19 protein-coding genes are annotated in these 24,885 nt (G+C 63.6%); 12 read left to right on the top strand and 7 right to left on the bottom strand.

The annotated features are described in order from the left end of the window. The 7 genes from ACQRBR_RS05390 to ACQRBR_RS05420 all read left to right on the top strand — a co-directional run bounded on the left by ACQRBR_RS05390 (window position 1) and on the right by ACQRBR_RS05420 (window position 8,906). Window positions 1-1,425, top strand: coding sequence for an ATP-binding protein (locus tag ACQRBR_RS05390; RefSeq protein ID WP_303880533.1), 1,425 nt, complete (start codon window positions 1-3; stop codon window positions 1,423-1,425). A gap of 303 nt (window positions 1,426-1,728) precedes the next feature. Further along, window positions 1,729-3,009: a molybdopterin molybdotransferase MoeA gene (locus tag ACQRBR_RS05395; RefSeq protein ID WP_427812514.1), complete on the top strand. Its 1,281-nt coding sequence runs from the start codon at window positions 1,729-1,731 to the stop codon at window positions 3,007-3,009. 249 nt (window positions 3,010-3,258) lie between these two features. Continuing rightward, window positions 3,259-5,211 (top strand): molybdopterin biosynthesis protein, encoded by a 1,953-nt coding sequence (locus tag ACQRBR_RS05400; protein ID WP_168936055.1) that lies wholly within the window; start codon window positions 3,259-3,261, stop codon window positions 5,209-5,211. Between the two features lie 238 nt (window positions 5,212-5,449). Continuing rightward, window positions 5,450-5,890 (top strand): YqaA family protein, encoded by a 441-nt coding sequence (locus tag ACQRBR_RS05405; protein ID WP_205906088.1) that lies wholly within the window; start codon window positions 5,450-5,452, stop codon window positions 5,888-5,890. A gap of 67 nt (window positions 5,891-5,957) precedes the next feature. Further along, window positions 5,958-7,217 (top strand): DNA (cytosine-5-)-methyltransferase, encoded by a 1,260-nt coding sequence (gene dcm / locus ACQRBR_RS05410; RefSeq protein ID WP_427812515.1) that lies wholly within the window; start codon window positions 5,958-5,960, stop codon window positions 7,215-7,217. Next, on the top strand, window positions 7,210-7,659 hold the full coding sequence (locus tag ACQRBR_RS05415; protein WP_427812516.1) for a very short patch repair endonuclease: 450 nt from the start codon (window positions 7,210-7,212) through the stop codon (window positions 7,657-7,659). The genes dcm and ACQRBR_RS05415 overlap by 8 nt, the downstream gene beginning before the upstream one ends. Continuing rightward, a complete protein-coding gene (locus ACQRBR_RS05420; protein WP_427812517.1) occupies window positions 7,656-8,906 on the top strand; it encodes a type II restriction endonuclease in 1,251 nt (416 codons plus the stop codon). Before ACQRBR_RS05415 ends, ACQRBR_RS05420 begins: the two co-directional genes overlap by 4 nt. Before the next feature lie 140 nt (window positions 8,907-9,046). Here ACQRBR_RS05420 and ACQRBR_RS05425 read toward each other — a convergent pair whose 3' ends face one another. From ACQRBR_RS05425 to ACQRBR_RS05440, 4 genes are read right to left on the bottom strand one after another with little or no spacing between them, the layout of a single operon-like run. Beyond that, window positions 9,047-10,369 (bottom strand): histone deacetylase family protein, encoded by a 1,323-nt coding sequence (locus ACQRBR_RS05425; RefSeq protein ID WP_427812518.1) that lies wholly within the window; start codon window positions 10,367-10,369, stop codon window positions 9,047-9,049. Further along, a complete protein-coding gene (locus tag ACQRBR_RS05430) occupies window positions 10,362-10,706 on the bottom strand; it encodes a hypothetical protein (RefSeq protein WP_006006835.1) in 345 nt (114 codons plus the stop codon). Before ACQRBR_RS05430 ends, ACQRBR_RS05425 begins: the two co-directional genes overlap by 8 nt. 17 nt (window positions 10,707-10,723) lie before the next feature. Next, window positions 10,724-11,377, bottom strand: a complete 654-nt coding sequence (tmk, locus tag ACQRBR_RS05435) for a dTMP kinase (RefSeq protein WP_168936058.1) — start codon at window positions 11,375-11,377, stop codon at window positions 10,724-10,726. Window positions 11,378-11,384: 7 nt separating this feature from the next. Beyond that, window positions 11,385-12,422, bottom strand: a complete 1,038-nt coding sequence (locus tag ACQRBR_RS05440) for a 3'-5' exoribonuclease YhaM family protein (protein WP_427812519.1) — start codon at window positions 12,420-12,422, stop codon at window positions 11,385-11,387. Window positions 12,423-12,544: 122 nt separating this feature from the next. On the opposite strand from ACQRBR_RS05440, the gene surE reads away from it, so the two are divergent. The 3 genes from surE to gap all read left to right on the top strand — a co-directional run bounded on the left by surE (window position 12,545) and on the right by gap (window position 15,576). After that, a complete protein-coding gene (gene surE / locus ACQRBR_RS05445) occupies window positions 12,545-13,303 on the top strand; it encodes a 5'/3'-nucleotidase SurE (protein ID WP_204625768.1) in 759 nt (252 codons plus the stop codon). A gap of 275 nt (window positions 13,304-13,578) precedes the next feature. Continuing rightward, window positions 13,579-14,505 (top strand): class II fructose-1,6-bisphosphate aldolase, encoded by a 927-nt coding sequence (fba, locus tag ACQRBR_RS05450; protein WP_040369657.1) that lies wholly within the window; start codon window positions 13,579-13,581, stop codon window positions 14,503-14,505. A 69-nt stretch (window positions 14,506-14,574) separates the two neighbouring features. Next, on the top strand, window positions 14,575-15,576 hold the full coding sequence (gap, locus tag ACQRBR_RS05455) for a type I glyceraldehyde-3-phosphate dehydrogenase (RefSeq protein WP_427812520.1): 1,002 nt from the start codon (window positions 14,575-14,577) through the stop codon (window positions 15,574-15,576). Between the two features lie 404 nt (window positions 15,577-15,980). On the opposite strand, the gene ACQRBR_RS05460 is transcribed toward gap, so the two are convergent. The 3 genes from ACQRBR_RS05460 to ACQRBR_RS05470 all read right to left on the bottom strand — a co-directional run bounded on the left by ACQRBR_RS05460 (window position 15,981) and on the right by ACQRBR_RS05470 (window position 23,009). Further along, window positions 15,981-18,284 (bottom strand): hydratase, encoded by a 2,304-nt coding sequence (locus ACQRBR_RS05460; RefSeq protein ID WP_303739938.1) that lies wholly within the window; start codon window positions 18,282-18,284, stop codon window positions 15,981-15,983. 385 nt (window positions 18,285-18,669) lie between these two features. Beyond that, window positions 18,670-20,496, bottom strand: a complete 1,827-nt coding sequence (glmS, locus tag ACQRBR_RS05465; protein ID WP_303876794.1) for a glutamine--fructose-6-phosphate transaminase (isomerizing) — start codon at window positions 20,494-20,496, stop codon at window positions 18,670-18,672. A gap of 560 nt (window positions 20,497-21,056) precedes the next feature. Then, window positions 21,057-23,009 carry a SurA N-terminal domain-containing protein gene (locus tag ACQRBR_RS05470; RefSeq protein ID WP_427812521.1) on the bottom strand — a complete coding sequence of 651 codons (1,953 nt, stop codon included), beginning with the start codon at window positions 23,007-23,009 and terminating at the stop codon, window positions 21,057-21,059. Between the two features lie 153 nt (window positions 23,010-23,162). Between ACQRBR_RS05470 and larB the strand changes: the two genes are divergently transcribed. Together larB and ACQRBR_RS05480 are read left to right on the top strand one after the other, a co-directional pair. Further along, window positions 23,163-23,939 (top strand): nickel pincer cofactor biosynthesis protein LarB, encoded by a 777-nt coding sequence (gene larB, locus ACQRBR_RS05475; RefSeq protein WP_303877832.1) that lies wholly within the window; start codon window positions 23,163-23,165, stop codon window positions 23,937-23,939. 339 nt (window positions 23,940-24,278) lie between these two features. Beyond that, window positions 24,279-24,668 carry a type III secretion system chaperone gene (locus tag ACQRBR_RS05480; RefSeq protein ID WP_321127965.1) on the top strand — a complete coding sequence of 130 codons (390 nt, stop codon included), beginning with the start codon at window positions 24,279-24,281 and terminating at the stop codon, window positions 24,666-24,668. The last annotated feature ends 217 nt before the right edge of the window (window positions 24,669-24,885 follow it).

Below are 24,885 nucleotides of genomic sequence, written 5' to 3' on the forward strand. Positions count from 1 at the left end.
ATGCGCGCCTTCCTTGCCCGTCTGCTGCGCAGCCTGACCTCCACCACGCTTTCCGCACAGCTGGCGGGCATGCTCATCGGCGGCATCCTTTTCCTGCACGGTGTGGCCACCTTCACGGTCCAGCTGGTGGAAGAACGGCAGGCGGCCCGCTCCGCCCTGCTGGAACAGGCCAACAGCCTGGCCCTCTCCCTCCAGCTCCTGCACTCCGAACCCTTCGAGTACAAGCGCTCCCTGCTGGAGCGACTGGAACGCCTGGACGTGGTCCACCTGAGCCTGAGCGATGCCCCCAATCCGGCCCGGCAGGCCAAGGACGAACGCGCCCTGTATCTGCGTGACCGCCTGCGCAAGAACCTGAACAGCATCGAGACCGATCTGGACACCCGCGAAATGCTGACCGAGGTCCAGCGCGTGCATGTGGCCGACAGCATGAACCCCACCCTGCGCCGCCATGTGCCCTGGACGCATGTGTACGAAAGCCGGGTGAGCGTGCGCCTGGATGACGGCAAGTGGCTGTGCGTGGTCATCAGCAGCGATGCCTATGATTTCTCCCCCAGCCAGGCATCCCTGACCATGCTCCTGCTGGAAGCGGGCCTGCTGATCCTGCTTATCCTGGTGGTGGTGCATCGCGTGGTGCGGCCCTTGCGGGTGCTCTCCGGCAAGGCCGAGAGTTTCGGCCGCAATCTCTACACCGCCCCCCTGCCCGAAGACGGGCCCACCGAAGTGCGCGAGGCCGCCCGGGCCTTCAACAAGATGCAGGAGCGCATCCGCGCCGGTGTGGGCCAGCACGAACGCATCCTGGCCGCCGTGGCCCACGACCTGCGCACCCCCCTGACCCGCATCCGCCTGCGCGTGGAGAGCATGGACCCCGCTTCCCCCCTGCGGGCCAAGCTGCTGGGAGACATCGACATCCTGGGCGGCATCATGGCCAACAGCGCAGAGCTCACCCGCGGCAGCGCCCGCGACGAGGCCGCCGTGCGCATGGACATGAACGCCCTGCTGGACAGCCTGGTCTCCGACCGGCAGGACATGGGACAGGACGTCAGCCTCGAAGGCAGCTGTGCCCGCCCCTGGACGGTACGCCCCAACAGCTTCCGCCGCTGTCTCTCCAATCTGCTGGACAACGCCCTGCGCTATTCCGGCAGTGTCCGCATCCAGCTCCGGGAAAAAGACGATATCCTGCAGATCGACGTGCTGGACGACGGCCCGGGCATCCCCCCAGATATGCTGGAACAGGTCTTCGAGCCCTTCTTCCGCCTGGACGAGGCCCGCAGCCCCCACACCGGCGGCAGCGGCCTGGGCCTGAGCATCGCCCGCAGCATGGCCTGCCGCAACGGCGGGGAACTGAGCCTGCACAACCGGCCGGAAGGCGGCCTGTGTGCCCGCCTGTGCCTGTACCGCTCGGCCATGGAGACCGAGAACCTGTAGTCCGAGGGACGGGAAGATCTGCCAAGCCCTCATGTGAAGGCCGGACTTCTTCCAGCGTGGCCACAGCTTCGACTTTCCCCACGCCTGTGCCCGGCCTCCCTGAACGCCCTGCGGCCCCGCGCCCCTGCCGCCCGTGGCGATGCCCCTGCATCATCCTCCTTTTCCCCGCAGGGATGGCCGCACGGCCCGCAGCCGCCCTTTTCTCTCCACTGTGCCGCAGGAAGCAAAGGCTTTGCACCCGGCAGGCATTGCGGTATGCTTTTCTGCCGTCCGGCCCGTCACGCCGGTGCACAAGGAGAAGCCATGAAGAACTTTTTGACCCTGCAATCCGTGGAGACCGTGCTGGGGCATCTGCGCGCCCTGCCCGTCCTGCCCGCGGAGACCGTCCCCCTGACGGAAACCCTGGGCCGCCGCCTGGCGGAAGCCCTGCACGCCCCTGCCGACCTGCCCGGTTTCGACCGTTCCACCGTGGACGGATTCGCCGTGCGTGCCCGTGATGTCTTCGGCGCGCAGGAAGGTTCCCCCGCCCTGCTGGAATGCGTGGGCGACTGCCCCATGGGCGCCGTGCCGGACATCAGCCTCCAGCCCGGCCAGTGCGCGCGCATCCTCACGGGCGGCATGCTGCCCGATGGCGCGGATTGCGTGGTCATGGTGGAATATTCCCGCCCGGCCGGCGGCAACATGGTGGAGCTCACCCGCACCCAGGCTCCCGGTGACCATGTGGTCATGCGTGACGAGGACGCCGCCGCCGGTGACTGCATCATCCCCGCGGGCCGCAAGCTGCGCCCGCAGGAGATCGGCCTGCTGGCCTCCTTCGGACAGAAGGACGTGGCCGTACGCCGCGCGCCCCGGGTGGCCATCATCTCCACCGGTGACGAGGTGGTGCCTATCGGGAGCGAGCCCCGCCCCGGCCAGGTGCGGGACGTCAATTCCTACAGCCTTGCCGCCCTTTGCCGCAGTGCCGGTGCCAGCCCGACGCTGGCCGGTCTGGTGCGTGACGACGCCGAGGCCCTGCGCCGCACGGTGCTGGCCGCGCTGGACGAGGCCGATGTGGTGGTGGTCTCCGGCGGCTCCTCCGCCGGTATGCGCGACCATACCGTGGATGTCTTCACCTCCGTGCCCGGCAGCGAGCTGCTGACCCACGGCGTAGCCATCAGCCCCGGCAAGCCCTTCATCCTGGCCCGCAGCGGCGGCAAATGCCTCATGGGCCTGCCCGGTCATGTGAGCAGCGCCCTGGTCTGCGCCCGCGCCTTCCTCGTGCCCCTGCTGGAGCATCTGCAGGGCAGCGCCGGGGACGAGCTCGTCCCCTCCCTCACCGCCCGCCTGACCCGCGCCGTAGCTTCGGCCCAGGGCCGCCGCGACTACATCCGCGTCAAACTGGTGCCCGCCAGCGCCGCGGCCCTCGAGGCCGCCTGGCTGCCCCAGGGCCTGGACTGCTCCGATGTGGACTGGCTGGCCCAGCCGCTCATAAAGCCTTCCGGCGTGGTCTCCGGCCTGGTGGAGGCCGACGGCCTCGTCATCTGCGCCGAGAACCGCGAAGGCCTCACCGCCGGGGAACGCGTGCGCGTGGAGCTGCTGTCGTAGATCCAGATCTTTTCGGGGGAAGGAACCCCCTTTTACGAGCGCAAAAAGGGGGTTCCTTCCCCCGTGCCCCCATCTTCCCCCCAATGCGCTTTATAAAAGGGACTGACCGCCTGCCATTTTTGAAATGACGGCCCCGTTCCAAGGCAGAAACGGGAAAAGATGTCATGCCGACACCGGGAGGATGCAATACCTTCCGGTTATGCGGCGGGAAGCCCTTCCGGCCTCCATTCGAGATATTGGGAGATATTTATGAAACGCGAACGTCATACCTATCTGACTTTGCAGACCGTGGAGGCCGCCCGCCAGGGCTGGCTGGACCGCATCAGCGCCGAGGGCCGCGAACTGGCCACGGAGCGCGTGCCCCTGTCGGCGGCCCTGCACCGCGTGCTGGCCGAGCCCGTGGCCGCGCGCCGCTCTTCCCCGGCCTTCCACGGAGCGGCCATGGACGGCATCGCCGTCAACGCCGAATCCACCTTCACCGCCTCCACCCGGCGGCCCCTGCGCCTGACCATCGGCACCGACGCGTTCTGGATCAATACCGGCCATCCCCTGCCCGCAGGCACCAATGCCGTGGTCATGGTGGAGAACGTCAATACCGAGCCCGACGGGCAGCATGTGGTCATCGAGAAGGCCGCCTTCCCCTGGCAGCATGTGCGCAAGCTGGGCGAGGACATGGTGGCGTCCGAGATCATCCTGCCGCCCGGCGTCTGCATCGGCCCCTACGAGCTGGGCGCGCTGGCCGCAGGCGGCGTGCTGGAACCACTGGTGTTCAAAAAGCCCCGCGTGGGCATCATCCCCAGCGGTACCGAAATCGTGCCCCTCACCGAGGCCCGCGAAGAAGACCTGTGCGCGGGCCGCTGCCTGCCGGAGTTCAACTCCTACATCTTCTCGGCCATCGTGCAGGAGGCCGGAGGCGAGGCCTTCACCCTGCCCATCGTGCCTGACGATCCCGAAGCCATCAGCGCGGCCATCGACGCGGCCATCGACCAGGGCGCGGATCTGGTGCTGCTCAATGCCGGTTCCTCGGCGGGCAGCCACGACTATTCCGCCGACGTCATCGCCCACAAGGGCGAGCTGCTGACCCACGGTGTGGCCGTCATGCCCGGCAAGCCCACGGCCCTCGGCATGGTGCGCGGCGTGCCCATCATCGGTTCGCCGGGCTATCCCGTCTCGGCCATCGTGGCCCTGGAGGAATTCGTCCAGCCCCTGCTGGCCCTGCTCCAGAAGCGCTGCCTGGCCCACCGCGAAACGGTCACGGCCCTGCCCGTCAATCCGCTGCCCTCCCGTCCCGGCATGGAAGAACGCATCCGCGTCAAGCTGGGCCGGGTGGACGACACCTTCTTCGCCGTGCCCCTGCCGCGCGGCGCGGGAACCGTCACCAGCCTGAGCCGGGCCGACGGCATCATCAGCGTGGCCCGCGACTGCGAGGGCATCAGCCGTGACGAGCCCGTACAGGTGCAGCTGCTGCGCCCCCGCCAGCAGGTGGAAGGCACCTTGCTGGCCATCGGCAGCCACGACAACACCCTGGATCTCATCGACAGTTTCCTGCGCCGCGAGCATCCGCGCTTCCGTCTGGCCTCGGCCCATGTGGGCTCGCTGGGCGGCCTCATGGCCCTCAAGCGCCACCAGTGCCATCTGGCGGGCAGCCATCTGCTCAATGATGCCGACGGCGTCTACAACCGTCAGGCCCTGCGCGACAACCTTCAGGGCGAGCCCATGCTGCTGGTGCGTCTGGTGGACCGCGAGCAGGGCCTCATCGTGGCCCCCGGCAACCCGCTGGGCATCCATGACATCGCCGACCTGGCCCGCGAGGACGTGCGCTTCATCAACCGCCAGCGCGGCAGCGGCACCCGCGTGCTGCTGGATTACCGCCTGAAGCAGCTGGGCATCCGCCCGCAGCAGCTGGCCGGGTATGAGGACGAGGAATACACGCACATGAACGTGGCCGCCGCCGTGCTTTCCGGCCGCGCCCATACCGGTCTGGCCGTGCGCGCCGCCGCCTGCGCCCTGGGCCTGGACTTCGTGCCCGTGGGCGTGGAGGAATACGATCTGGTCATCCCGCAGCGCTACGCCGAGGACGAACGCATCCTCGCCCTGCTGGATGTCATCCGCTCCGAGGCCTTCCGCAAGGAAGTGGCCGCCCTGGGCGGCTACGGCGTGGAAAAGACCGGTCAGGTCATCTGGGAATACGACGGCCGCTAGGCCGGGATAGTGTTGGGAGCTCTTCGGGGGAGGGGGCTATGGCCACAGCCGGAACAAGCGCCTTTCCCCGTTGCTTCCTTCCTCATGACGCTCATTGGAAAAAAAGCGCGAGGAAAAGTCCGTACGACACTGGCCGATGGCGCCGCAGTCCGTCCCCTCGGTGACGCAGAGGCCTTACGGCAAGCGGTAGGCTCCTGAGGGGCTCACCGTAAAAATATATCCCGCAGGAGGCCCATGGATGCTGACCTTGCTGGCCCTGTACGGCGGGCTGTTCCTCACCGCGCTGGTGGCGGCCACCCTGCTGCCCGCGCAGTCGGAGCTGCTGCTGGGCACCCTGCTGGTGCAGAGCGGGGAACCGGCCTGGGCCCTCATCACCGTGGCCACCTTGGGCAACAGCGCGGGCTCGGCCGTCAACTGGTGGCTGGGCCGTTATCTCACCCGCTTTCAGGATCGCCTCTGGTTCCCCTTCTCGCCGGAGTCCCTGCGCAAGGCCGAGGGTTGGTACCACCGTTACGGCCGCTGGACCCTGCTGTGCAGCTGGATGCCCGTCATCGGCGATCCCCTGACCCTGGTGGCCGGTACCTTGCGCGAGCCCCTGCCCTCCTTCCTGCTTCTGGTGGTGCTGGCCAAACTGGGCCGCTATCTGGCGGTGGCCAGCGTGGCCCTGGCGCTTTGGTGATGCCTGGGAATTGACGGTTGGACAGACACATGACATTTTGTCTCCAAAATGACCTGGAGACATCAATATGAGCTTGGGACTGTTTTCCGATTCCGGCAACCTTGATTTGTTAAAAAAAGTACGCAACTTCCTTTCACAGAAAGAGCTTGCAGCCCGTTTGCATTATACACCGCGACAGATCGCGCGCTGGGAAAAAGGTGAAAGCCCCCTTCCCCACGCCCTGCTGCCTGCACTGAGGGAAATTCTGCAAATTGAAGAGCAGAAGGACTGCGATTTTACATTTATTGATCTGTTTGCAGGAATAGGAGGCATCAGGCTAGGATTTGAAGCAAATGGCGGGAAATGCATCTTTACCAGTGAGTGGGACAGCTATGCCAGAAAAAGCTATATTGCCAACTTTGGGGAAGCGCACCCTGTCACCGGAGATATTACCGCTGTTGATGCTGCAGACATTCCGGACCATGACGTCCTGCTTGCAGGTTTTCCGTGCCAGCCTTTCAGCATTGCCGGTGTCTCCAAAAAAAATTCTCTTGGCCGCCCCCATGGCTTTGAATGTACCACTCAGGGGACCCTCTTTTTTGATGTAGCCAGAATTATTGCCGCAAAACGTCCAAAGGCTTTTTTGCTTGAAAATGTCAAAAATCTTGTTTCCCACAATAAAGGGCATACCTTTGCAGTAATCAGGGAAACTCTTGAAAAAGAACTGGGCTATCATATCGCCTACAAGGTCTTGGACGGAAAACATTTTGTTCCCCAGCACCGGGAGCGCATCCTGATAGCAGGTTTCGCCCATGAAACAGACTTTTCGTGGGATGATATGAGCCTGCCTCCGGCAGGCCAGAAAAAGCTGCGGGATATCCTCCATCCGCAAGACGGATCTGAACAGGACATGGACGATGGCAGGTTTACGGATCCCCGGGGACAGGTACTCCCCAAATATACGCTTACCGACAATCTCTGGACCTACTTGCAGGGCTATGCCGCAAAACACCGTGCCAAAGGCAACGGCTTTGGATGCTCTGTAACCGGACCTGACGATATCGCCAGAACCCTGTCTGCCCGCTACTACAAGGATGGTTCCGAAATTCTTGTTTTCCAGGGAGAGAACCGCAATCCCCGCCGCCTGACGCCACGTGAGTGTGCAAGAATCATGGGCTTCCCCGATACGTTCAAAATTGTTGTCTCCGATACACGAGCCTACAAACAGTTTGGCAATTCCGTCATTGTTCCCCTGATGAAACGGGCAGCGGAACATATGAAACCATATATTATGAAAGAAAAAAAACTGGCTTCCTCCTGTATTGTGGAATCTTGCCCCCATGACTGATATTGTAGACAGAAAGACCCGCAGCAGGATGATGTCCGGCATCCGCTCCCGTAATACCCGCATAGAGATTACCGTCAGAAAACGGCTGTTTTCTCTCGGATTCCGCTACCGTATCAATGACCGCCGCCTTCCCGGAAAGCCTGATATGGTTTTCCCCAAATACAGGGCAGTCATTTTTACACACGGATGTTTCTGGCATGGGCATGACTGCAAATACTTTCGTCTTCCCTCAACAAACCGTGATTTCTGGCAGACAAAAATCGACCGCAACAAAAAGCGGGATGGAGAGGTTGTCGCCCTGTTGCATGAAAACGGCTGGCGCGTGGCCATTGTCTGGGAGTGCGCCCTGCGCCAGAAACAGCTGCCGGAGCTGGATGCTGTCACCCGCCTTTTGTCAGACTGGCTGCAGCACGGGACTGAGGATCTGGAGGTGCAGGGATGAAAAAAGGATTTCTTTCAGAATATTTCCGCAGTGTAGCCTCAAAGCGGCTGAGTAATGTTGAAGTCAATCCCAAGAGTTCCCGTCAGCATGAATTCAATGGAGTAACTGGACTAAAAAAAATTCTTGGTACTACAAGGAAAAAGATAAATGCCACTTTATGTTATTTCAGTGATGACATGGAGGAAGGTGTCCGGGAAGAAGATTGCCTTACATGGTATGACTCACGCAAAAAACCCCGTAGTGAATACCGTCTGTATTTTCAAAAAACTGAATTTCGGAGAAAAGCCACCGCTAATGACCTTTTTGTCATGGCTATTAAAAATGATGGTTCTGCTTTTATTATTATTGCCAAACAGGGATCTACAGCAGAACAGCAACTTATGTGGCTTTTCAATCTTCCTGAACACTCTAAAAAATCTTTTACAATTCGGGAAGAATCAGAAAATGATAGCATAAAAACAGGGATATTTTCCCAGCATCTTCTGGAACAGCTTGGTATTGTTTTACCTTCTACAGAGGAAAGTTGCCTTGAAGAAATGCTGTGCAGATTTAATGGTAAGTTCCCTTCTACTCTAGATTTTTCAGCTTTTGCCCGTGAAAAAGTCGGGGATTTCGATGCCTATGACAACAGGGCTGATGACGTTTTAAGTACATGGATGCAAAAAGAAGAAGCCCTTTTTCGTACGCTGGAGCGGCACCTTGTCGGCAAGCGGATTGATGAAGGATTTTCAGGAGACACCCGTGTTGACAAATTCATTTCCTTCTCGCTGTCCGTTCAAAACAGGCGGAAGTCACGTGCAGGAAATGCTCTCGAAAATCATCTGTCCTTTCTGTTTGAAAGGCTGAATATCAAGTTTTCCCGTACCCCCCAGACAGAAGGACATTCAAAGCCCGACTTTTTGTTTCCCGGTATCGAAGCATACAGAAATCCTTCTTTCCCTGCCCGCAATCTTACCATGCTTGGTGTAAAGACAACCTGCAAAGACCGCTGGCGCCAAATTCTGGCAGAAGCAGACCGGATAGAGGAAAAGCATCTGTTTACCTTGCAGTCCGGCATAAGCCAAAACCAGACAGATGAAATGGGCGCCCACAAGGTCCAGCTTGTCATTCCCAAGCAGATCCACGGCTCATTCAGCCTAGCCCAGCAAAGGAAGCTTATGAGCCTTGACGAGTTTATCGGACTTGTCAGGGAACGGCAAAATGACTGCCCCCTCTCCGCGACACGCGTGCCAGCAATTCATTATTGACTTGGACAAAAGTTTCAGAGTGGGGTGGGGGAGTTTGAGGGGGCGGGGGGAACTTTTTTCCGTCAGGAAAAGTTCCCCCCGCCCCCTCAATATCGTCACCGGCCAGTATCCGGTGACGAGCTTTGTTCCAACGGCCTATTTCACGCGGCGTCACCGTCCAGCACCAGCACATGGGCGTGAAGGCCGGCCTTGCGGGCCGCCGCGGCGCGGGCCTCGGCCTCGGCACGGCAGCGGGGGCAGGCATGGCGGGGGATGAGCAGGCACAGGGAGCGGGCCACGCGCTCGGAGCTGGTCTCGAAGCAGCCCAGGCCGGAGCAGTCCGGGCACAGGCGCCAGCTTTCGCGCTGGCTCTCGCGCAGCATGTCCGTATCGTAGAAGACGTGCTTGCGCCGCGTCCACCAACCGTTCTCTTCCTCACCTTCCTGCGGCACGGACGGCGGGTTGTGGTACAGCTCCAGCAGGCCGTCGCAAAGGCGGGCGATGTAGTCGCTGATCTTCTGTTTCTGGCGGGTGCTCTCGGGCCGCCACTGGGGCTCGCGGATGTCCCCCGCGTCCAGACCGGCCAGCGCCAGACAGATGCCCAAGTTCACATAGGGCAGGGCGCCGCGGATGGCGTAGCCGCCTTCCAGCACGGCGATGTCCGGGTTCAGGGCACGGTTGAGGGCCGCATATCCCTGGGCCGAGAGCTTCATGTTGGCCAGCGGATCCGTGAAGTGGTTGTCCTGCCCGGCGGAATTGATGACCAGATCGGGCTTGAAGTCCGCCAGCATGGGCAGCACGGCATGCTCGATGGCGTAAAGGTAGCCCTCGTCCGAAGTCTCGGGCGGCAGGGGGATGTTGATGGTGCGGCCCAGCGCACCCGGCCCGCCGCATTCCTGCGGGAAGCCCGTGCCTGGATAGAGGGTGCGGCCGTCCTGATGCAGGGAGATGAACAGGGTGTTCGGGTCGTTCCAGAAGATATCCTGGCTGCCGTCGCCGTGGTGCACGTCCGTATCCACGATGGCGATGCGCAGGGGCCGCCCGGTGGGATGCGGATAGTGGTCGCGGATGTACTCCACCATCACGGCTTCGTTGTTGATGTTGCAGAAACCGCGGTTACCGTGGGTCACGCGCATGGCGTGGTGGCCCGGAGGACGCACCAGGGCAAAGGCCTTGTCTTCCTTCTTCTCCATGACCAGACGGGCGGCCGTGATGGCCCCGCCCGCCGAAGCCCGGTGCGAATCGGTGACCACGGCGCCGGTGGAGGGCAGACAGAAATGCACGCGCTCCACCTGGGCGTTGGTGGCGAGCTCCGGACGGTACTCGGTGATGCCGGGGATGTCGAACAGGCCTTCTTCCGCCAGCTGGTCGCGGGTGTAGAGCAGGCGCTCCTCACGCTCGGGATGGGTGGCGGAGATGGCCCAGTCGAAGGCGGGGAAGAAGACCACGCCCAGCCGGTTACGGGCTCTCAGGGGATCAGTCATCGTCGTCCAGCATGTTTTCGGCAAAGATGTCGGCGCTGTAGCGCGCATAGGAGATCATCTTGCCCAGGCGGCCCAGGGCCATGGCATAGGCAAGGTTGGTCTCGGCCACGGCCGCGAAGAGCAGGCCGTTGTCGTCTTCCACCACGAAGACGCCGCCGGGCTTCTGCTCATGACGGAAGACCACGCAATGCAGCAGCCCGGGATCGCCCAGGCGGGAAACGAATTCGCAGCCGGGCAGGGGGCTCTCGTCCAGCACGGCCTGCTCCAGGGCGGCATCGGTACGGGGCAGGAAGCGCAGGCGGCCTTCCTCGGCGGTGACGGTATACAGTTCGCTCATGGCAATATCCTTACGTCTTATTCCAGCCCGCTGCCGCGCTGCTTCAGATGCCGCTCCACGGCGGAGAGGCATTGCAGCACCACGTCCTCGGGCTGTTGCGATGCGTCGATGATGGCGATGCGGTCGGGCTCTTCCGCCGCGATGGTCAGATAGCCCTGGCGCACGCGCTCGTGAAAATTGAGGCTCTCGCTGTCGAAACGGCCTTCGGAAAGTACCGTGCCCTCGCGCCGGTTACGCAGGCCCGCGCGCTCCAGCCCCACGGACACGGGCAGGTCGCAGAGCAGGGTCAGATCCGGTTGCAGGCCGCCGGTGGCCAGATCGTTGGCCCGGCGCAGGCGGTCGGGATCACGGCCGCGGCCGTAGCCCTGATAGGCCAGGGTGGAGTCGGTATAGCGGTCGCAAATGACGATCTGCCCGGCTTCCACCGCCGGACGGATGATCTCGGCCACATGCTGGGCCCGGTCGGCCAGGAAGAGATAGAGCTCGGCCCGGTTGCACAGGCCGGAATTGCGGGCATCCAGCAGGATGGGACGCAGGGCGCGCCCCAGACCGCAGCCGCCCGGTTCGCGCGTCAGCAGCACGTCGTGGCCGCGCTTTTCCAGTTCCAGGGCCAGCAACTGCTGGGCCGTGGTCTTGCCCGAACCTTCTATGCCTTCGAATGTGATGAACATGGCAGCCTCACAGCAGGGAGAGCATCCCGTCCTCCCCGGAAGGCTTCCGGGAAGCGCGGGGCTTCTTTTCGACTTTTTCTTCCACCGGCGTCTGCGCGCAGCGGTGCATGGCCCGGCCCAGGGTGGCCTGATAGGGCGTCCAGCTCTCGCCTTCGCCCAGCTGGGCGAACAGGCCCCGGCACTGGGCCATCTTGGCGTCGATGTTGTCCGCATAGTGCAGCACGAGGGCCTCGGCGGTCTGCGGCACGCGCACGGCCCCGAATTCCAACGTACCGTGGTGGCTCAGGACCAGATGCTTGAGATGACGCTGCAACTCGGGCTCCAGGCCCGATTTTTCCAGATAGGGGGCCAGCATCTCCACGCAGATCTCCAGATGCCCCAGCAGGCGGCCCTCGTCGGTATAATCGTTGGCGATGCCGCCGGAAAATTCGCGGATCTTGCCGAAGTCGTGGAACAGGGCCCCGGCCAGCAGGGTCTGGCGGTCCAGCTCGGGATACTGGTCGGCCAGACGACGGCAGAGCTTGAAGACGCTCAGGGTGTGTTCCAGCAGGCCGCCCGCATAGGCGTGGTGCACGCCCTTGGCCGCCGGGCAGGTGCGGAAGGCCTCGCGCAGCTCCTCATTTTTGAACACGCCGTCCACCAGCTTGCGCCAGGGTTTGTAGCGGAACTCCTCACGGATCAGGCCCATGAGCTCGTCCATCATGGCATCCAGCGGGTAGGGGCTGGCGGGCATGAAGTCGGCCAGGTCCAAGGCCGCGCCTTCTTCCGGCGAGAGCAGGCGGCCTTCCTCCACCGTGAACTGGAGCTGGTCGCGGAAGGTGCTCACCCGGCCGTGGGCGTAGAAGAAGCTGCCCGTGTGCAGGGCGGGGAAAGAGGCGCTCAGGGGCGACCAGATCTTGGCCTCCACGCTGCCGCTGGCGTCGGCCAGCACGAGCCGCCAGTAAGGCCCGTTGCGCGAGCTGCCCTGCGCGGCCAGCGTGATGACGAAGACGCCTTCCGCCTCGTTGGGGGCCGCCATGTCTTTGACGAAGATGCCTTTTTGCATATATCCTGACTCTGCGGCCAAAGGCCGCCTGTCTTGTATGTTCTGAGGTCCCGGGGTATCCCCGCAGGCCCGCGGGGGCCTGTTTATCCATAAAGATTCCCTTGTTTCAGAGGTATTGTCAAATGCGTGTGCTCCTGACCAACGACGACGGCATCCGGGCCGAGGGCCTGCGTGCCATGTACCGGGCCCTGCGCGAAGCCGGGCATACCGTGCATGTGGTGGCCCCCATGCATGAGCAGTCCGGCGTGGGCCATTCCCTGACCTTTTTCGATCCCCTGCGTGCCCACAAGATCGAGGAACCCGACTTCGAAGGTCTGGGCCTGTACGGTACCCCCACGGACTGCGTGAAACTGGCCCTGGGCAACCTGCTGAAAAAGCGGCCCGACATGGTCATCTCGGGCATCAACGCGGGCAGCAACGTGGGCCCGGACATCCTTTATTCCGGCACCGTGGGCGCCGCCACCGAAGCCGCCCATGAAGACCTGCCCAGCATGGCGCTCTCCTGCGATGCCGGCGGCGGCCATCCGGACATGGATGCCATCGCCCGCCACGCCGTGGAGCTGGCCGCGCGCATCGACTGGAAAAAGGTGGCGCACCGCCGCGTCATCAACGTCAACTATCCCCGCGGCCCGCTGTCCGAGGCCAAGGGCCTGCGCATCTGCCCGCAGACCAGCGCCGTGTGGAAGAACGCCTACGCCGAACGCAAGGACCCGCGCGGCGAGCCCTACTGGTGGCTGGAAGGCGAGATCCCGCCGCACACCATCAACGCCGGTTCGGACAAGGATCTGCTCAATCGCGGTTACATCACCGTGACGCCCCTGCGTTTCGAGTTCACGGACCACGAAAGCCTGCGCAGTCTGGAGGACATGCTGCTTTCCTAAACAGCATACGGCCCCTGCGGGTGCCGATTTTATGAATTTTTCCACGACCGCCCCAAAGTCATTCCCCTTTGGGGCTTTTTTTTATATAATGAATCGCTTCGTTGCGGCTGCCCCACAACAGTCTTTCCGGCATGCATCCCTGCCGGATCCGGCGGCGGCCGTCGATACATCAGACAGGCCGGCCGGACAGGCTTTTTCTGTCCGCCTTCCCATTTTATCCCACACTCGCGCATGGTGCGCGCAGTGTCGTATCGCACCTGGTGCAGGAGGAATCCATGCCGCTTATCGGGCCTAAGGAAATGTTCGCCGCCGCCTATGCGGGCCGGTATGCTGTGGGCGCGTTCAACGTCAACAACATGGAAATCGTGCAGGGCATCATGCAGGCCGCCTCGGAGGAAAAATCCCCCGTGATCCTTCAGGTCTCTTCGGGCGCGCGCAGCTATGCCGGGCAGAAATACCTTATGAAGCTGGTGGAAGCCGCCCTGGCCGAGGATCCTTCCGTGCCCGTGGTGGTGCACCTGGACCACGGCTCCAGCTTCGAGCTGTGCCGCGACTGCATCGACGGCGGTTTCACCTCCGTGATGATCGACGGCTCGCACCTGCCCTATGAAGAAAACATCGCCCTGACCAAGCAGGTGGTGGAATACGCCCACCCGCGCGGCATCTGGGTGGAAGCCGAACTGGGCAAGCTGGCCGGTGTGGAAGAGCATGTGAGCAATGCCGACCATGTGTACACCGACCCCGACCAGGCCGTGGACTTCGTGGAGCGCACGGGCTGCGACTCCCTGGCCGTGGCCATCGGCACCAGCCACGGTGCCTACAAGTTCAAGGGCGAAGCCAAGCTGGACTTCGAACGCCTGGAAGAGATCGGCAAGCGCCTGCCCAACTATCCGCTGGTGCTGCACGGCGCCTCCAGCGTGCCCCAGGAATTCGTGGAAGCCTGCAACAAGTTCGGCGGCCAGGTGGGCGGCGCCCGCGGCGTGCCGGAAGACATGCTGCGCAAGGCTGCCGGCATGGGCGTGTGCAAGATCAATGTGGATACCGACATCCGTCTGGCCGTGACCGCCTCCATCCGCCAGTATCTGGTGGAACATCCCGAAGCCTTCGACCCCCGCGCGTACCTGAAACCCGCGCGACAGGCCGTCAAGGATATGGTCGCCCATAAGATCCGCAACGTCATGGGATCTTCCGGCAAGGCCTAAACCAGTATCTCACGCCGCCTCCACCGGGGAGGCGGCGTTTTCCATCTCTCTCGCGTGAAGGAGCGCAACATGTCCGTATCTTTGGGGATGAACGGCTTTGGCCGCATCGGTCGTTATCTGCTGCGTCTGCTGGCTGACTCGGAAGACATCCGCATCACCGCCATCAACGCCCGCGCCGACAATGCTTCGCTGGCCCACCTTTTCAAATACGACTCGGTGTACGGCATTTTCCCCGGCACCGTCGATCATGACGACAACGGCATCATCATCAACGGTCGTCATATCGAAGTCACCCGCTGCAAGACCGGTGAGTGGGAATGGGCCCGCCTTGGCATCGACATCGCCGTGGAAACCACCGGCACCCTGAAAAAACGCGAGGACGCCGCCCAGCACCTGCAGTGCGGCGCCAAGAAGGTCGTGGTCTCGGCCCCCTGCAAGGAAGCCGATGCCACCATCGTCATGGGCGTCAATGACGGCATCTATGATGCCGCCGCCCATACCGTGCTTTCCGCCGCCTCTTGTACCACCAACTGCCTGGCTCCCGTGGCCAAGGTCCTCAACGATGCCTTCGGCATCCGTCACGGCCTGATGACCACCATCCACTCCTACACCATGAGCCAGCGCATCCTGGACGGTTCCCACAAGGACCTGCGCCGTGCCCGCGCCGCCTGCGTGTCCATGATCCCCACCTCCACCGGCGCGGCCAAGGCCCTGGCCCTGGTGGTGCCCGCCCTCAAGGGCAAGCTGGATGGCATGGCCGTGCGCGTGCCCACCCCCGACATCTCCCTGGTGGACCTGACCTGCGAGCTGGAAAAGCCCGCCACCGCCGAAGAGATCAATGCCGCCCTCAAGGCCGCCCATGACGGCGCCCTGCACGATAATATGGGCTACTGCGACGAGCCCCTGGTCTCCATCGACTTCAAGGGCAGCACCCACGGCGGCGTCGTGGACGCCCTATCCACCCAGGTCATGGACGGCACCATGGCCAAGCTCATCATCTGGTACGACAATGAATCCGGCTTCACCAACCAGCTGGCCCGCCTGCTGCGCAAAGTGGCTGCCAGCCTGTAAGGCTGCCGTACAGTAACGGAGACGACAAGGACGGCCCGCGAGGGCCGTCCTTTTTTCATGCCTGATGGTCTGGAGGGATGTTTGGAGGAAGAGGCTACGCTCCCTCCCATTCTAAAAACATAGGCGGGAGTTCCCCGTCTCGCAAGGGAGCTCCCGCCGTCGCGACTGTCAGGCCGGGCAGCCGCAGGGCCGCCGGAGCTGCCCCTTGCCCGTGTTGGCATATGTGTTGGAAGGGCAGGCAAGGAACGCGCCCCGGCGGCAGGATCGAGAGTGCCCTGCGGACGTTCCACCTGATGGAATACAGAAAAATACTTTGCCAAAGAGGGGAGGGCCCAAAAAAGAAAAAGGGGCCTCCCGGTGAGGCCCCTTTCCAGATGGCGACGCGGCGGTCTCGTCCCGCAGCGTTAGTTGTGGTTGTAGAAGTTGATGAGGCAGCCGTCCAGAATAATCTGGCGTTCGTCGGCGGTCAGGTCGCCCAGGCGCAGTTCCACGGCCTCCACGGCCCCGGCAGCGCTCACCAGCCAGCCGGTGATGCCGGCGGCATCCTGTTCCACGGCGGTACGGATGCCGGGCAGGACGAAGCAGTCGCCCACGCTGAGCTTCTGCGCCAGAGCGGCATCGGCCAGCAGGGGCAGCATGCCCCAGTTGATGAGGTTGGAACGGTAGCGCTTGGTGGCGTATTCGGCGGCCACGTTGGCCCAGCCGCCCAGCACCTTCTGGCAGGAAGCGGCCTGCTCGCGGGCGGAGCCGTCACCGGGCTTGAGGGCGAAGATGGTGGAACCGATGCCGGTGTCCTTCAGGCCGGCGCCCAGCACCGCGGCATAGACTTCAGGCTGCGCGGCCTTGAGGGGGGCCAGCATGCCTTCCAGCTTCGCCAGCAGGGCGGCATCGGCAGGATCGGCCAGACGGGCCTTTTCCATGGCCTGCACGTCCTTGGCGCGGCCCACATAGGCGGGATCCTTGCGCGACAGGGTGAACTCGGAAAGCTTGAGCGGGTTGGAACGCAGGGACGAGGTCTCGCCCGAGGGGATGAGCTCGTCGGTGGTGGTCACGGGGTCGGTGATGACCGAAGCCAGCGGCAGCACCAGGTTCTCCGGCAGGGGGCTCATGGACGGCCAGTCGGCGATGTTGGGACCGCGCTTGAGTTCCGCGGCGGCATCGGCCTTGCCGAAACCGTTGTAGACGCGGCGCTGGTAGATGCCCGCATCGAACGTGTAGGTGGTGTCCACGGCCAGCTTGTCCCAATCCAGTTCCGTGGCCGGGGTCAGGCGGCCGCCGTTGGCGGCGGTGGCGGCGATGGAGCGGGCGTCCATGAGGGCCACGGCAGAGATCTGGCCGTTGCCGGGCTTGGAGCCTTCGCGGTTGGGGAAGTTACGGGTGGAGTGGCGGATGGACAGGGCGCCGTGGGCAGGCGTGTCGCCCGCGCCGAAGCAGGGACCGCAGAAGGCGTTCTTGATGACCGCACCGGCGGCCATGAGCTTGGCGGCGGCGCCGTTGCGCACCAGGGCGATGGCCTGGGGTTCGCTGGCGGGATAGACGGAGAGCGAGAACTCGCCGCAGCCGGTGCTCCGGCCGTCCAGGATGGAGGCGGCCATACAGCAGTTCTCGAACGAACCGCCCGCGCAACCGGCGATGATGCCCTGATCCACCCAGACGCCGCCGTCATGGATCTTGTCGCGCAGCTTCAGGCCTTCACCGGCCTTGCCGAACTGCTTGCGGGCCTCTTCTTCCACGGCGGCGAACAGCTCGTCGGCATGGCGCACCACTTCGGCCACGGGATAGGCGTTGCTGGGATGGAAGGGCAGGGCCATCATGGGTTCGATGGTGGACAGGTCCACGCGGATGCAGCGGTCGAAGCAGGCGGGCTTGTCGTGACGCAGCTCGGTGTAATCGTCGGCGCGGCCGTGCATGGCCAGGTAATCACGCACCTTGTCGTCCGTGGTCCAGATGGAGGACAGGCAGGTGGTCTCGGTGGTCATGACGTCGATGCCGCAGCGGTATTCCACGGAAAGGCCCGCCACGCCGGGGCCGGCGAATTCCATGACCCGGTTCTTGACGAAGCCGTTCTTGAACACGGCGCCGATGAGGGCGATGGCGATGTCCTGCGGGCCCACGCCGGGACGGGGAGCGTTCTCCAGCCAGACCAGCACCACTTCGGGACGGGCCACGTCGTAGGTCTTGCCCAGCAGCTGCTTGACCAGCTCGGGGCCGCCTTCGCCCACGGCCATGGTGCCCAGGGCACCGTAGCGGGTGTGGCTGTCGGAGCCCAGGATCATCTTGCCGCAACCGGCCATCATTTCACGGGCGTACTGGTGGATGACCGCCAGATGGGGCGGCACGAAGATGCCGCCGTACTTGCGGGCGGCGGTCAGGCCGAAGAGGTGGTCGTCCTCATTGATGGTGCCGCCCACGGCGCACAGGCTGTTGTGGCAGTTGGTGAGCGCGTAGGGCATGGGGAAGCGTTCCAGGCCGCTGGCGCGGGCCGTCTGGATGATGCCCACATAGGTGATGTCGTGCGAGGCCAGGGCGTCAAAACGCAGGCGCAGGGTGGGGTCGTCCCCGGCAGCCGTGTTGTGGGCGGCCAGGATGTTCCAGGCCAGGGTATTTTGACGGGCAGCGGCGCAGTCGATGCCGCGCGCCGCGGCTTCTTCCTGTTCCATCAGGGTGTTGCCCTGCACAATGACCGGTTTGTCGCTCAGTTGGATCATCTTGCTTCCTGCGTAGTCTGTGCTGTGCCGTGATGGCGATAAAAGGCAGGCCCGGCCTTTCCCCGTCCACGGCGACGGGGCGATGCGCGAGCATCCGGCGGGCGTGAAATTTTGCACCAGATACTATGCCACAGGCCAAAATGCTTTGGCAATGCCCGGAAGGGGCGCGTGTTTTTTGTGGGGAAGGCCCCCATCCTCCCCCGAACGCGCTTTATCTTGAAGGGTACCAAGCAGCACCACTCCTATGATTTTTCTGTGCTGACGGTCCCCAACGGGCCCCAACCAGCAAAAAAGTTCTCTTGAGCCCCAGTGGACACATGGGGCCAAACGCAAAAAGGACGCCTCACGGCGTCCTTTTTCATATGTCAGGGAAGGAAGAGCGGCTCTATTCCACGGTCACGCTCTTGGCCAGGTTGCGGGGCTGGTCCACGTCCTTGCCCAGATAATCGGCCATCTCGTAGCTGAACAGCTGCATGGCGGGCAGGGCCATGAAACCGGCCAAGGGAGCGGGCAGGGCGGGGATCTCCCAGACATCGTCCACGGCCAGATCCATGCCCGGATTGGTCAGGGCGATGACCTTGCCCTGACGGGCCTGCACTTCCACGATGTTGGATTTTACCTTGGGGAAGAGGGCGTCGTCCAGAGCCAGGGCAAAGGTGGGGAAGGCCGGATCGATGAGGGCGATGGGGCCGTGCTTCATCTCGCCGGCGGCATAACCTTCGGCGTGGATGTAGGAAAGCTCCTTGAGCTTGAGCGCCCCTTCCAGCGCCAGCGGGTAGCAGTGGCCGCGGCCCAAGTAGAAGAAGTTGCGGGCCTGGGCATAGGCACGGGCCAGCTGGCGGGCCTTCTCATGCATGGCGGGCAGGGCGGCATCCAGCTGGGAGGGCAGGGATTCCAGCAGGGCGATCTGGCGGGCGCGGGCCGCCGCGTCCATGATGCCCTGACGGCCGCCCCAGTACAGGGCCACCAGCGCCAGCATCAGCATCTGGCTGCACATGGCCTTGGTGGAGGCCACGCTGATCTCGGGCCCGGCCTGGGTGTAGATGACGGCCGAGGACTCGCGGGCGATGGACGAACCCACCACGTTGCACAGGCCCAGCACCGGCACGCCGTGTTCGCGGGCGATGCGCAGGGCGGCCAGGGTATCGGCGGTCTCGCCGCTCTGGCTGATGACCAGCACCATGTCGTCCTTGTCCAGGGGCAGGCTCTCGCGGTAGCGGAACTCGGAAGCGATCTCCAGCTGCACCGGCACCTTGGCCCAGGGCTCGATGAGATGCCGCGCCCAAAGGCCGGAATGGTAGGACGTGCCGCAGGCCACGATATGCAGGCGGCGCGGCACGGGCAGGGCGTCCAGCTCGGGCAGGAGCACCGTATCACGGGCGGCGTTGAGGCGACCGCTCAGACCATCCACGATGACCTGGGGCTGCTCGAAGATCTCCTTGAGCATGAAGTGGCGGTAGCCGCCCTTCTGGGCCGCCTGCATATCCCACTGGATGGTCTGGGGCTCATGCTCCACGGGGGAAAGATCGGCCAGGCTCAGGATCTCATACTCGGAGTTGGTGGCGTGCACGATCTCGCCGTCTTCCAGAAAGACCACCGTGCGCGTGTAGGGCAAAAAGGCCGGGATGTCCGAAGCCACGAAGTGCTCGCCCGTGCCGATGCCGAAGATGAGCGGGGCGGACATGCGCGCGGCCCAGATCTCACCGGGATATTCCCGGCTCATGAGGCAGACGGCGTAGGCGCCGTGGGCCCGGCGCAGGGCCGCGGCAAAAGCCTTGAGCAGGTCGGCTTCCTGCTTATGGCAGTCGGCGATGAGGTTGACCAGCACTTCCGTGTCAGTCTCGGAATGGAAGACGTAGCCCTTCTGCAGCAGCTCTTCCTTCAACTCCTGATAGTTCTCGATGATGCCGTTATGCACGATGGCCAGGCGGCCGTCGTTGGAAGCATGGGGATGGGCATTGCGCTCGGCGGGCACGCCGTGCGTGGCCCAGCGGGTATGGCCCATGGCGCAGGTGGCCAGGGAAACAGGCTCCTTGGCCAGCTTTTCCTCAAGGGCGGAAAGCTTGCCCTGGGCACGGGTGATGCACAGCTCGCCGCGCTGCACGCAGGCGACGCCCGCGGAATCATAGCCGCGGTATTCAAGACGCCGCAGGCCTTCGATGACCACAGGCACCGCCGGACGGTGCCCGGCATATCCGATAATGCCACACATGGTGACCTCCTATGCGATAAGGGATGGCGGAGAGGGGAGCTTTTTTGAGGGGGGAAGGGAACCTTTTCCTGGCGGAAAAAAGGTTCCCTTCCCCCCTCAAACTCCCCCCATCCTTCCAAAAACCGCTCATATGCTGTTTTGCCCCACAGGGCAATCCCTGCTCCGGGACGTACGACGCCCGAAAAAATCAGGGAAAAATGCCGCAGGGAACGGTTATTTTGTCAGTAAAGTCCCGGCCCGGCAAGTATCCCCCAAAAGGGGAGGCCGGGAGGGCGAATACCCGCTCCCGCATCCACGAAAAAAGGCGGCACATTTTCCCTTCTCATCATGGTCGTCCGGCGTGTGACGCCTGTCCTGATCCCCTGCCCCCACAAGACAAAGGCCGACCGTCCACAGGTGGTTCAGTCTCATGCCTTCGGGAGTACGCCCGGCAACAAAAAAAGAGGCTGCCTTTCCGGGCAGCCTCTGATAAGCGGGTTTTGGGGAAGGAGGGGGTCTGGGGGAGGAAACCCTTTTTTGCCGCTAGCAAAAGGGGTTTCCTCCCCCAGCCTTTATCTTTCCTAGATACCGGCGCTTTCCAGCACGCGGCTGTTGTAGACTTCGATCTTGGCCTTCTGCTCCAGCATGCGCATGAAGGTCTGGTACATGCCTTCCACGCGCTTGCGCTGCACCAGCTCGGTGAGCAGGTTCTCCATGCCGGCCCAGCCGTCGGACTTGGGCTGTTCCACGGCGGTCACGCGGCAGAGCAGGGCACCGCACTTGCTGCTGTCTTCCTGCTCGTACACGCTGAAGGCCTGGTCGATCCAGGTCTGCGGCGCGGCGCGGAAGATAACCTGGTTCATGACCGGGTTGGGCACGAAGGAGGCCAGGGCGCCGTCACGGGTCAGGTCGGCGCTCCGCACGCGGGCGGCGTCTTCAGCGGGCAGCGTGCCGTCGGTCATGGCCTTGCGGATGGCAGTGGCCTTTTCCATGGCGGCCTGCAGGGACTTTTCCGCCACCAGGGCCTTCATGACGCGGTCGCGGGCCTGATCCAGGCTGGGCGTGGTGGACGGCTCGGAGGTGAGCACCCGCACCACCAGATAACGGTCACCGGCCTCCAGGGCCGTGTCCACAGGGGAGTTGGCCGGGGCCTTCATCAGGCTGGCCGCCATCTCGTCGCTGATGCCCAGGGCCTTCTGCAGTTCGGCCTGGCCCACCAGACCGGTACGTTCGGCCTTGAGCAGGGGCTGTTCCTTGCCGTCGGTATCCTTGTAGCTGCCGGCGCGGGCCGCGCTTTCCTGCAGGGGCCGGTTGTTGATGTTGTCACCGATCAGGCTGTCCAGCACGTCGTTGACCTTTTCCACGCCTTCCTGCTTGGCCAGGGTGGCGCGCACTTCGGCTTCCACTTCGGCAAAGGGCTGCACGCTGGCGTCCTTGCGATCTTCCATCTTGATGATGTGCAGGCCGAACTGGCTGCGCACGGGCTCGGAGATCTGGCCGGGCTGCAGGGCCCAGGCGGCATCTTCGAAAGGCTTCACGGTCTGGCCGCGCTGGATCCAGCCCAGCTCACCGCCGGGGCCGGCGGCATTGGGGCCGTTGTTGGCATCGGCCACGGCGGCAAAGTCGCCCTTTTCCGCCTCGCTGCGGATGCGGGCGGCCTTTTCCATAGCCTGCTTCACAGTCGCTTCGGGAGCGTTCTCCGCCAGGGGCACCAGAATGTGGGCCACCTTGACCTGTTCGGGCTGGCGGAAGCGCTGCTTGTTGGCTTCATACCACTTGAGGGCGGCCTCGGCGCTCACGCTCTCGGGGCGCACCAGGCTTTCGGGGGCCACGGCCACATATTCCACTTCCACGCGGGGCTGGCTGGCCAGCTCGGCCTTGTGGGCCTCGTACCAGGCGTTGAGCTCTTCCTCGGTGGGCTTCACCGAAGCGGCAAAATCGGCAGCGGGCAGGTACAGGTACTCCACCGTGCGCTGCTGGGTGAGGAAATCATAATACTTGCGGGCTTCGCCACCGGCGGCCCAGGCGCTGCCGGCCACGGTGCGCATCACCTTATCACGCAGGATGCTGTCCGCCAGGCCCTGTTCGTATTCGGCCACACTCATGCGCTGTGCTTCGATGGTACGCTTGTAGGCTTCGGGATCGAACTTGCCCTGGGCGTCCTGGAACGCGGGCAACTTGGAGACCACATAATGCATCTCTTCAGGGCTCACGGTCATCCCCACGCGGGCGGCTTCCTGACGGATCAGCTGGGCGCTGATGAGCTCGTTGAGCACCTGACGGCCCAGCTTCTGCTGCACCAGGGCCTCACGGGTCAGGGAAGGATCGTTGCGCATGGCGTATTCGGCGGCCCGCTGATAGGCCTGCTCGAACTGCTGGGCCGTGATGGCCTCACCGTTGACCTTGGCCACCACATTGCTGGAACCGCCGTCGGTCAGGCTGCCGACGCCCCAGAACATGAAGACGAGGATGATGATGGCGAAGGCTACCTTGACGCCAAAGGACTGGGCATTGGAACGGATATAATCAAGCATGGGCACTCCGAAAAAAGGCACGGAATTTATTGCCCGCAAAGATTCGGGCAACGGACAACTATAGGGGCATTCCGGCAGAAACTCAAGAAGAGCGCGGAAACCGGCCCTCCATCCGCTGCTGACAAGCGATGTCCTTTGCCCTATATGCAGGGGATGGATCATACAGCTATCGAAAGCCTGCTGCAGGCCGTGGCCCGGGGGGACATCCCGCCGGAACAGGCCCTGCGGCATCTGGGAGACGCCACTGCGGCCGACAGCCTGCAGGGCCTGCATCTGGATCATGAACGCGCCCTGCGTACCGGCCTGGGCGAGGTCGTCTTCGCCCAGGGCAAGACCGACGGGGCCCTGGTGGGGGCCGTGCGCGGCCTCAGCCTTCGCGGTGCCCCCGTGCTGGTCAGCCGCGCTTCGGAAGCGCAGGGGGCCCTGTTGCAACAGGAATTCCCCGCAGGACGCTACTGGGCGCAATGCCGCCTTTTCTGTCTGGGCGGTGAAGGACAGGAAGTACCTGAACTGGGCCCGCCGTGGCCCGAACGGGGCGAGATCATGGTGGTCACGGCCGGAGCGGCCGACATCCCCGTGGGCGCCGAAGCCTACGGAGCGCTGCGCTTCTGGGGCCATGACTGCGGCTTCCTCACCGACGTGGGCGTGGCCGGGCTGCACCGCCTTGCCCCGCACATCCGGGATCTGCGCGCCGCCCGCCTCATCATCGCCGTGGCCGGCATGGAAGGCGCCCTGCCCGGCGTGCTGGCCGGGCTGGTGCCCTGCCCGGTGCTGGCCGTCCCCACGTCCGTGGGCTACGGCGTGGGCGCGGGCGGTATGGCCGCCCTCCACAGCATGCTCTGTTCCTGTGTGCCCGGTCTGGCCGTCCTTAATATAGATAACGGTTTCGGCGCCGCGGCCTTCGCAGCCAAACTGTTGCGCCATGCCTGATGCGCGCACAGATGTGCATAACAATCACAACTCTTTGTTTTTGAACGATAAATAAGTTTGAATCCTACGCTCTCCGGAAAGGAGGGCACGTCCGTATCCCCGGGACGGCCCGTAAGGCCGTCCCGTCCGGACCGCCAACGGCGTTCACGCCAGCGGGCGGCCATGACAGCATTTTTCCCACCCCTTTTCCCCCTCTCCTGCGCAGGACGTCCCGAAACACAGCCATGACACGGTCACTGTCCCTGCCGGGAGCGCTGGCACTGTTGATGCATCTGCCCGTACAGACATCACGGACAGGCCGGGCAGGCATCCTTCACATCTTCAACGACCGGAGCAACTATGACACCGCACCAGATGCTGGACGCGCTTTCACGCCAGACCGGGGCCGCCCTGGCATTCAACGGGGACGGTCTGTGCCGCCTGCGCTTCGACGGCCGCTTTATCGTGGACCTTGAGGTCACGGACGACGAGGACGCCATCTATCTGTATGCCCGCCTGGGGACGCTCCCTGCCGGTGAGCAGGGCAGGGACCTGATGGCCCGGATGATGCGGGCCCATTGCCTGGGCCGGGAGAGCGGCAACACGCTTTTCGGCCTGGACGGTGAGGAGATCATGGCCTTTGCCCGCGTGGCGGCGGCCGAAGCCGGGGAAGAGACGCTCTTCACCGCGCTGGAAGATTTTCTGGATGTCCTGGCCCACTGGGCCGATGTGGTGCAGCAGGGCCGCTAGACGGGAGGGCCCCGCTGCCTGCTGCCGTCTTCCGGCACCATATACCGGAGCGATGTTGGCCGGAGCTCCGCGTCCGGGAGACATGTCTCACCGGTGACAACGCCGCAAAGGAACTGTGCGGAACTTCTTAGCCATGCAGAGAGCCCCGCACCGGACCTGTGCCACACAGGCGAGACCACAGGCATCACCGCCGCAAAGAATCCCACGCCCGCCTGCC

Source organism: Desulfovibrio sp. SGI.133 (assembly GCF_050313955.1).
Lineage (GTDB): Bacteria > Desulfobacterota > Desulfovibrionia > Desulfovibrionales > Desulfovibrionaceae > Desulfovibrio.

Excerpts from the sequence above, each read along its gene's own strand:
- ACQRBR_RS05390 (WP_303880533.1), top strand. The coding sequence starts at position 1 with ATGCGCGCCTTCCTTGCCCGTCTGCTGCGCAGCCTGACCTCCACCACG.
- ACQRBR_RS05395 (WP_427812514.1), top strand. The coding sequence starts at position 1,729 with ATGAAGAACTTTTTGACCCTGCAATCCGTGGAGACCGTGCTGGGGCAT.
- ACQRBR_RS05400 (WP_168936055.1), top strand. The coding sequence starts at position 3,259 with ATGAAACGCGAACGTCATACCTATCTGACTTTGCAGACCGTGGAGGCC.
- ACQRBR_RS05405 (WP_205906088.1), top strand. The coding sequence starts at position 5,450 with ATGCTGACCTTGCTGGCCCTGTACGGCGGGCTGTTCCTCACCGCGCTG.
- dcm (WP_427812515.1), top strand. The coding sequence starts at position 5,958 with ATGAGCTTGGGACTGTTTTCCGATTCCGGCAACCTTGATTTGTTAAAA.
- ACQRBR_RS05415 (WP_427812516.1), top strand. The coding sequence starts at position 7,210 with ATGACTGATATTGTAGACAGAAAGACCCGCAGCAGGATGATGTCCGGC.
- ACQRBR_RS05420 (WP_427812517.1), top strand. The coding sequence starts at position 7,656 with ATGAAAAAAGGATTTCTTTCAGAATATTTCCGCAGTGTAGCCTCAAAG.
- ACQRBR_RS05425 (WP_427812518.1), bottom strand. The coding sequence starts at position 10,369 with ATGACTGATCCCCTGAGAGCCCGTAACCGGCTGGGCGTGGTCTTCTTC.
- ACQRBR_RS05430 (WP_006006835.1), bottom strand. The coding sequence starts at position 10,706 with ATGAGCGAACTGTATACCGTCACCGCCGAGGAAGGCCGCCTGCGCTTC.
- tmk (WP_168936058.1), bottom strand. The coding sequence starts at position 11,377 with ATGTTCATCACATTCGAAGGCATAGAAGGTTCGGGCAAGACCACGGCC.
- ACQRBR_RS05440 (WP_427812519.1), bottom strand. The coding sequence starts at position 12,422 with ATGCAAAAAGGCATCTTCGTCAAAGACATGGCGGCCCCCAACGAGGCG.
- surE (WP_204625768.1), top strand. The coding sequence starts at position 12,545 with ATGCGTGTGCTCCTGACCAACGACGACGGCATCCGGGCCGAGGGCCTG.
- fba (WP_040369657.1), top strand. The coding sequence starts at position 13,579 with ATGCCGCTTATCGGGCCTAAGGAAATGTTCGCCGCCGCCTATGCGGGC.
- gap (WP_427812520.1), top strand. The coding sequence starts at position 14,575 with ATGTCCGTATCTTTGGGGATGAACGGCTTTGGCCGCATCGGTCGTTAT.
- ACQRBR_RS05460 (WP_303739938.1), bottom strand. The coding sequence starts at position 18,284 with ATGATCCAACTGAGCGACAAACCGGTCATTGTGCAGGGCAACACCCTG.
- glmS (WP_303876794.1), bottom strand. The coding sequence starts at position 20,496 with ATGTGTGGCATTATCGGATATGCCGGGCACCGTCCGGCGGTGCCTGTG.
- ACQRBR_RS05470 (WP_427812521.1), bottom strand. The coding sequence starts at position 23,009 with ATGCTTGATTATATCCGTTCCAATGCCCAGTCCTTTGGCGTCAAGGTA.
- larB (WP_303877832.1), top strand. The coding sequence starts at position 23,163 with ATGGATCATACAGCTATCGAAAGCCTGCTGCAGGCCGTGGCCCGGGGG.
- ACQRBR_RS05480 (WP_321127965.1), top strand. The coding sequence starts at position 24,279 with ATGACACCGCACCAGATGCTGGACGCGCTTTCACGCCAGACCGGGGCC.